1 protein-coding gene is annotated in these 806 nt (G+C 45.4%); it reads left to right on the top strand.

All coding sequences use genetic code 11. The features are described from left to right. On the top strand, window positions 1-806 hold an 806-nt coding region (locus tag R7E78_RS25830), incomplete at both ends, for a MipA/OmpV family protein (protein ID WP_318058568.1).

Genomic DNA, 806 nt, shown 5'->3' with positions numbered 1-806 from the left:
CATTCCTAAATCCGTTCAAAACGCGTTTGAAGGTGATCGCGTCGATTTTGGTGGCCAACTGCGTTATGACTTCAATGAAAACTGGCGCGCTGAAGTGGAGTTGATGACGGATGACGAGTTTCAGTTCCACTCAAACTACAGAATTGCAGCAAATTACGAGCTGGGTGATTGGGAGTTCGAACCATCTTTTACCATCCGTTATAAGGACTCTGATTTCAACAGCGAGTATTACGCTTTCAAAGATGTGACAGGGGAAAGAATCGGTGCTGGCGCAGATGCTAATCTGGGCATCAAAGCGCGTTATCACGTGATTTCTAACCTCTATTTGTTGGGCGAAACCAGCGTGACGCGCTTAGACAACGAAGCTTACAAGAGTGGAATTGTCGAAGATCGTTACCAAGGTGAAGTGTTTGTCGGTTTCGGCTTCTTTAACGACAAAGGCAAAGAGCGAAAATCTGACCTTCACAATCGTCCATATTTGCGAATTGCGCACGGCTGGGCGACGCCTTCCAATATGGGAGACATTTTCAAGTTCAACGCAGAAAAGGATGAATACGATAATCAGCTCACTTCGTTTTTCTACGGACATCCGTTGACTGATGAACTGTTTGGTTTGCCTCTTGATATCTATTTAACGCCTGGTTTGGTTCACCATTGGTCGTCGGATGTTCAGTCGTCTAGTACCGAATACGTTATGGCGATTAAAGCGTATTACACCTTTAACTGGCCGACTCAATGGCGCTTTGGTGTTGCGGAAGGGATGTCTTACATTGACAACATCACCTATATCGAAGGTACAGAAATGG

This window comes from Vibrio sp. YT-19(2023) (genome assembly GCF_033337395.1).
This window is presented reverse-complemented; position numbering and strand designations above follow the sequence as displayed.